General features: G+C 27.4%; 5 protein-coding genes. All 5 read left to right on the top strand.

Annotated features, from left to right (window positions below; genetic code table 4):
* The first annotated feature begins 585 nt into the window (after positions 1-585).
* The 5 genes from EHV01_RS02085 (at position 586) to EHV01_RS02065 (ending at position 6893) form a co-directional block, all read left to right on the top strand.
* Positions 586-2262 carry a phospho-sugar mutase gene (locus EHV01_RS02085; protein WP_422065995.1) on the top strand — a complete coding sequence of 559 codons (1677 nt, stop codon included), beginning with the start codon at positions 586-588 and terminating at the stop codon, positions 2260-2262.
* 41 nt (positions 2263-2303) lie between these two features.
* Positions 2304-4058 carry a 2-oxo acid dehydrogenase subunit E2 gene (locus EHV01_RS02080; protein WP_422065994.1) on the top strand — a complete coding sequence of 585 codons (1755 nt, stop codon included), beginning with the start codon at positions 2304-2306 and terminating at the stop codon, positions 4056-4058.
* A gap of 44 nt (positions 4059-4102) precedes the next feature.
* Positions 4103-5044, top strand: a complete 942-nt coding sequence (locus EHV01_RS02075) for a 3'-5' exoribonuclease YhaM family protein (protein WP_422065993.1) — start codon at positions 4103-4105, stop codon at positions 5042-5044.
* 235 nt (positions 5045-5279) lie between these two features.
* Positions 5280-6638: an FAD-dependent oxidoreductase gene (locus tag EHV01_RS02070; protein ID WP_422065992.1), complete on the top strand. Its 1359-nt coding sequence runs from the start codon at positions 5280-5282 to the stop codon at positions 6636-6638.
* Between the two features lie 99 nt (positions 6639-6737).
* Positions 6738-6893, top strand: coding sequence for a lipoate--protein ligase family protein (locus tag EHV01_RS02065; RefSeq protein WP_422065991.1), 156 nt, complete (start codon positions 6738-6740; stop codon positions 6891-6893).
* Positions 6894-6993 lie beyond the last annotated feature (100 nt).

Here is a 6993-nt window from a genome sequence, read left to right as displayed (position 1 = left end):
TTTAAAAAATTTAAAGCAAAATCATAATCTTACACAAAATTAGTTTTCAAATTGTCATATTGATGATTTTTTTTATTTCATCAAGAGTTTTCGACAAAATTAAAGATGAATTTTTATTACTTGTAGTTTTATATTTAATATAATTAAATTTATTGCTAAATAGTTAAAAATAAAAGTATAATTTATAATGGATATAAAAAATAAAGAAGGTGACAAAAAGATATGAAAATTTGTAATAAATACAATGAAATGTTGAAAATGAAGAATTACACTTAATGAAATTGTTAATAGGAAATGAACAAATTAACAATCTTTGTAAAGATTGTTTTAATCAAAAAAAGAAAATAATATTGAATTATAGTTGGTATTTAATTATTGTTTCAATAGTAATAAGTACTAATTTAAGTATATATAAAATTCTATCGAGAAAATATCTTATTAAATAATATGAAGACAATAAAATAGATAAAATCAAAATAGAAAAATTTACTATATAAGGTGAAAATTATTGGTTGTAGCAAACAAGAATGTATTATGGTTAAAACCAAAAACTTTGTTGCTTGTTAAAAAAAGAGGAGAATTAAGATGTCATATTTAGATAATTTAAAATTATGGAAAGATGCTAAAAATTTAGATCCAACATTAGCCGCTGAATTTCAACAAATGTCTGAAGCAGATTTAATTGCTGCTTTTTCAGATGATTTAGAATTTGGAACTGCTGGATTGCGAGGATTATTAGGTCCAGGAACCGGAAAAATGAATTTATATACAATTCGAAGATCAACATTAGCTTTTATGCAATATTTAAAAACAATTTATTCTGCGACAGATTTAAAATCAAAAGGAATTGTAATTGGGCATGATAACCGTCATTTTTCAGCTGAATTTGCACAAGAAGTAGCAAATATTTTTGCTAGTAATAATATTAAAGCAATTTTATTTACTAATAATGACCTTCGCCCAACGCCAATGGTTTCTTATACCATTCGGAAAATAAAAGCGGTAGCGGGTGTTATTATTACAGCAAGTCATAATTCGCGTGAATATAATGGTTATAAAATTTATGATCATAATGGTTCACAGTTTTTGCCAGTCGCAACTGATGTCATTGGTGAAAATTACTTAAAAATTAAAAAAGAAGTTTTTACTTTAACTTTAAATCCAGATTCAACTTTAATTACATATGTTGCAAAAGAAGTCGAGGATAATTATGTCAGCGATGTTAAAGCAATGCAGTTTTATCCAAATCAAAAACGTAATATTAAGATTGTTTTTTCTAATTTGCATGGAACAAGTAAAGAATGAACTCCACGAATTTTAAAAGAATGTGGCTATGATGTTACGATTGTAGAAGAGCAATTTGATAATGATCCTAATTTTACTTTTGCCCCTAATCCGAATCCAGAATTAACAGAATGTTATGATTTAGCATTAAAATATGCGAAAAAAATTAATGCTGACGTTATTATTTTAAATGACCCTGATGCTGATCGTTTAGGAATTGGTGTTAAAATTAAAGATCATGAGTATTATTTAATGACTGGAAATGAAACAGCTCCGGTATTAATTGAGTATTTATTTTCCCATTATCAACGTCAAAAAACATTACCTAAAAATGGGGTTATGTATAATACTTTTGTTACTGGAAATTTATCAGATAAAGTAGCTGAAAGTTATGGTGTTCAAGTTATTAAAACATTAACTGGTTTTAAATGAATTGGGGATCAAATGAGCAAAGCAGCAGATAAAGGGTTAGAATTTTTATTTGGATTTGAAGAAGCATATGGTTATGTTTTAAAAGACATAACTCGTGATAAAGATGGAATTCAATCATCATTAGTCTTAGCAGAAGCTTGTTGGTATTATCATAATCAAGGAAAAACATTATATGATGTTTTAGTTGAACAATATAATAAATTTGGTTATTTTTATTGTAAAACAGTTAATTTAGTTCGTGATGGAATTGATGGCAAAAAAATTATTAATAATATGTTAAAAAAATTACGACAAGAAACAATTACTAGTTTAGATAAAATTAAATGTATTAAAAAAGAAGATTATTTGCATGGTTTATATGAAATGCCAGGCCAAGACTTACTAAAGTTTTATTTTGCAGATGGTAGTTGATTTGCAGTTCGTGCAAGTGGAACAGAACCAAAAATAAAATTCTATTTTGTTTGTGTTGATAAAACAAATGAAGAAGCAAAAAGAAAAATGGAAGCAATGTATCAAGAATTAGAAACTAATTATTTAAAAGAATAAAAGTTATGCTAATATATAGTTGGAAAATAGGGGGTTTGGGTATGGCAAAAATTATTTTTGAAGCGGATGATAATCGCAAAGGAATTGTTGATAAAATTTTTGTTACAAATAAACAAGTTGTCCAAAAGGGGGATAAACTTGCTAACATTATTACACAAAATAAAGTTTATGAAATTAAAGCGCCAATTACTGGTGAAGTGTTAAATCTTATTGTTTATGAAAATAAAGTTATTAATAGTGGTGATGTTTTATTAGATTTATTACCATTTGAGGCAACCCTTAATGAACATGACAATAATTTTGAGCAACCCTATAATACTATTTATTTTAATGGTTCTGGAAAATATAATGTACAAAATCGGCCACCAATTGATGTTAAAAAATCAGAAACAGAAATTTTTCGCGAAGAATTAATTGAAACATTACTAGCACGTGAAGTAGCTGGTGAAAATCCACAAGATGATTTTGAAGATTCAATTGAAATTGATTTACCAGAAGAAAATATAGCACAAGATTCAACCCCATTTTTTAGCCAGAATAATGATTCAAAGACATTTCCGTTTAAAGATAAAGTTGAAAATGTTCTTGAGAATATTCCTAGTGAAGAAAATATTGAAACATTGCAAAAAGATTTGGGTGATTTAAAAGAAGATTTGGCAATTGTTAAAGATGATTTAGCAACAATAACAATTGAAGAAGAAGTTATTGAAGAACTTGAAAATTTAGAACGTGATTTAGCATTTATAACAGAAATGGCTGCGAGAAAACAAGTTGATGATAAAAAACTAGACCCCTTACATCATCAACCCTTTGATAGAGAAGAATACAAACAAGAAAATTATACAAAAGAAGAATTAAAAAGTAATTTTGCTCAAAGTATAAATAATGTTGATGATTCAAAAATGGAACCTATTATAAATTTAGAACAAGATAAATTAGTGGAAAATAAGCCGAAGGAGCATCATAGTCAACATTCAAAGTCACATTCAACGGTTCATTCGTCTGTTTCCTCTCATCTTAAAAAGCATAAGTCAGAAGATGCAACGTCAAGGGAACATTCCGCTTCTTCAGAACATAAAATAAAAGAAAATCCACAAACTTTGCAAGTTGACAAGGTAAAATTAAATCAAGAAGCAATTATTCGTGCAAAAGAAATTATGGAAAGTAAAAAAAATATTGTCCATGGTTTTATTGATATTGAAGTTGATGTTAGTGAGTTAGTTAATTTATTGTCAATTATGCGTGAAGCATATTCACAAAATGATATTGAATTAACATTATTGCCTTTTTATGTTAAAGCAGTCTATGATGGATTAAAAAAATTTCCTGTTTTAAATGCATCCTTTATTAGTCAGAAAAATGAAATTTTATTAAAATGATTTTATAATATTGCTTTTAGTGTAGATATTGATACTGCAGTAAAAATGCCTGTTTTATATAATTTAAAAAATGTTTCAATTAAAGAAATTGCTTCAAAGCTAACAAAATTAATAAGTAAAAGTATTAATAATGAATTAAAAGAAAAGGACTGTCAAGATGCCTCATTCTCAATTATAAATTATGGTGAATATGGAATAACACGGGGAACATTTACAATTCCAGATGATAATGTTGCCGGAATTGCAATGGGTATTATTTTTAAAAAACCTGTTGTGGTTGAAAAAAATGATATTGCAATTCGTGATATTATGGTAATTACATTGGGGTATAATGAATCTGTAATTAATATTACTGAAGCAAGTAAATTTATCCATTATGTTGCATATTTATTATCAAATCCAGGACTTTTATTATAAGATAAAAAGTCATTACTCACTTTTTTATTTCTAGGAGGGGAAAAATGAATATTAAAGATTTAACAAAAGAAGTTAATAATGTAGAATTAATCGTAATTGCTGATAAGGTGACCCAAGGGACAGCATCTAATGGCAGCACTTATTTATCAATAACCTTGAAAGATCGTACTGGAACAATTGAAGCAAGGTTATGAGATGCTCATCCTGCTGATATTGAAAGTTGAATTAAAGGTAATTGTTACAAAGTAAATATTAATATTATCGAGTATCGAAAAGTTTTACAAGCAAAAATTAATAGTTATAATATTGTTGATAATGCCAGTATTAATCTAGATGATTTTATTGAAGTTGCGCCGCTTCCAGCAGATGCAATGTATGATGAAATTATTACAACAGTAAAAAAAATGAAAACAACTGAATATCGTGAAATTATGACTTTAATTTTAGCAAAATATGGTGAGCAATTTAAAATTTGACCAGCTGCTATTCGTAATCATCATGAAATTAAATCAGGTTTAATTTGACATAGTTTAACTATGCTGCAAATGGCAAAAAATGTTGTCAATGTTTATCATGATCGTTTAATTGATGCGGAACTATTATATTGTGGTGTTATTTTACATGATTTAGGAAAAGTTATTGAAATTACAAGTGGTGCTACGAATGATTTTTCATTTGAAGGAAAATTACTTGGTCATATTTCAATTATGGCAAATGAATTAAATCATCTTGCCCAAAGTAATAATTTAAATTCAGAAAAAATTGTTTTATTAGAACATATGATTTTAGCTAGCCATGGTCGATTGGAATATGGTTCACCTGTTGAACCACACTTATTAGAAGCAGAAATCTTATCATTTTTAGATAATTTAGATGCACGAATTTACCGTATTGATAAAGAACTAGAAAAAACATTGCTTAATGAGCAAACACAACGCTTGCTATCTGTTGAAGGCCGTTGATTTTTAAAACATTTTGAAAAATAATGGTTAATTTAATTGTAAAAAGTTTAAAATTTTTTTAAAATTTTATATTTTTTGCAATTTTTTCTGTTTTTCATTTGATTTTTCTTTTTTATTTTTTGTGACAGGTATATAATAACATTACGGTATGATTTAATTTTCAGGAATAAATGCCATAACAAAATAACTATTGGCACATTTAGTTAGTTATATCGAAAGAACTATTAATACTACTAAGAATAGAAAAGGAGAATATAACATGAAAATTATTATAGTTGGAACTAACCATGCAGGTACAACTGCTGTTAGAATCTTAAGACGATTAGATCCGAAAACAGAAATTGTTACTTATGATAAAAACAACAATATCTCATTTTTAGGATGCGGAATTGCACTATGAGTTTCAGGAGAGGTAAAAGATCCAAACGGTTTATTTTATGCTTCACCAGAAGTATTAAAAAATGAAGGTATTAAAGTAAACATGGAGCATGAAGTATTATCAATTGATAATAAAAATCAAAAAATTCGTGTAAAAGATCTAAAATCAGGAAATGAATTTGATGATAATTATGATAAATTGATTTTAGCGATTGGTTCTTGACCAATTATTCCACCAATTGAAGGAATTAAGCAGGAAGGTGTTCATATTGTTAAATGATTTCAACATGGGGAATTAGTAAAAAAAGCAAATGATGACAAAAATATTCAAAATGTTGTTGTATGTGGGGCAGGATACATTGGCGTTGAATTAGTTGATGCTTTTCATCAAAAAGGAAAAAATGTTACTTTAGTTGATATTTCAGATCGCATTATGCCACGTTATTACGATAAACCTTTTACTGATAAAGTTGAAGGAGCAATGCGTAAAGCGGGTGTTAATTTACGTGGTGGCGAAAAAGTTATTAAATTTGAGGGTAACAATAATAAAGTAACAAAAGTAGTAACAGATAAAGGTTCATATGATGCTGATTTAGTAATTTGGTCAGTTGGTTTTAAACCTGCAACAGAAATTTTAAATGGTGTTATTGATTTAGACAAAAATGCAGCCATTAAAGTTGATCAATATATGCAAACATCAGACCCAAATATTTTTGCAATTGGTGATTGTGTTGAAGTTTATGATAATGCTAAGAAACAGCCAGCATATATTGCTTTAGCAACAAATGCTGTTCGAACAGGAGTTATTGCAGCTGTTAATGTTTTAAAACCAGCAGGTTTAGCATCACCAGGATTCCAAGGTTCAAATGCAATTAATGTTTTTGGTTGAGCGCTAGCTTCAACAGGAATGACAGAAACGGTGGCAAAAGATTTAGGATTTGATTACGATCAAATTACATTTACGGATAATGATCGTCCAGAATTTATGGATACATATCAAGAAGTTTTAATTAAAATTCTTTGAGACAAAAAAATAAGAAAAATTATTGGTGCACAAGTAGCTTCAGAGGCTAATCATACAGAAGTTATGTATATGTTTTCATTAGCAATTATGAAGGGAGTTACAATTGATGAACTACCATTAATTGATATTTTCTTCTTGCCACATTTTAATAAGCCATATAACTTTATTACTTTACCAGGCTTAGAAGTATTAGGATTAAATTACTTTAAAAAATAAGAAAAATGATTTGTTTTAAAAATTCTTCTACAGATGTTTATTTTAATTTGGCTTTAGATGAGTATCTTTTAAAAAGTGATATTAAAGACAACATTTTTTTTGTGAAAAAATTTTAATACAATTGTTATTGGTCGAAATCAAAATACGATTGAAGAAATTAATTTACAAGCGGTTGAAACTGATAAGGTGAATGTTGCTCGTCGAATAACAGGTGGTGGGGCTGTTTATCAAGATGATGGTAATTTGTGTCTTTAATTTTGTCGAAAACTCTTGATGAAATAAAAAAAATCATCAATATGACAATTTGAAAACTAATTTTGTGTAAGATTATGATTTTGCTTTAAATTTTTTAAAT

The organism is Spiroplasma sp. hy2 (assembly GCF_044714365.1).
Classification (GTDB): Bacteria; Bacillota_I; Bacilli_A; order Mycoplasmatales; family Mycoplasmataceae; genus Spiroplasma; species Spiroplasma phoeniceum.
The sequence above is the reverse complement of the archived record's forward strand: the minus strand, read 5'-3'. Positions and strand labels throughout refer to the sequence as shown.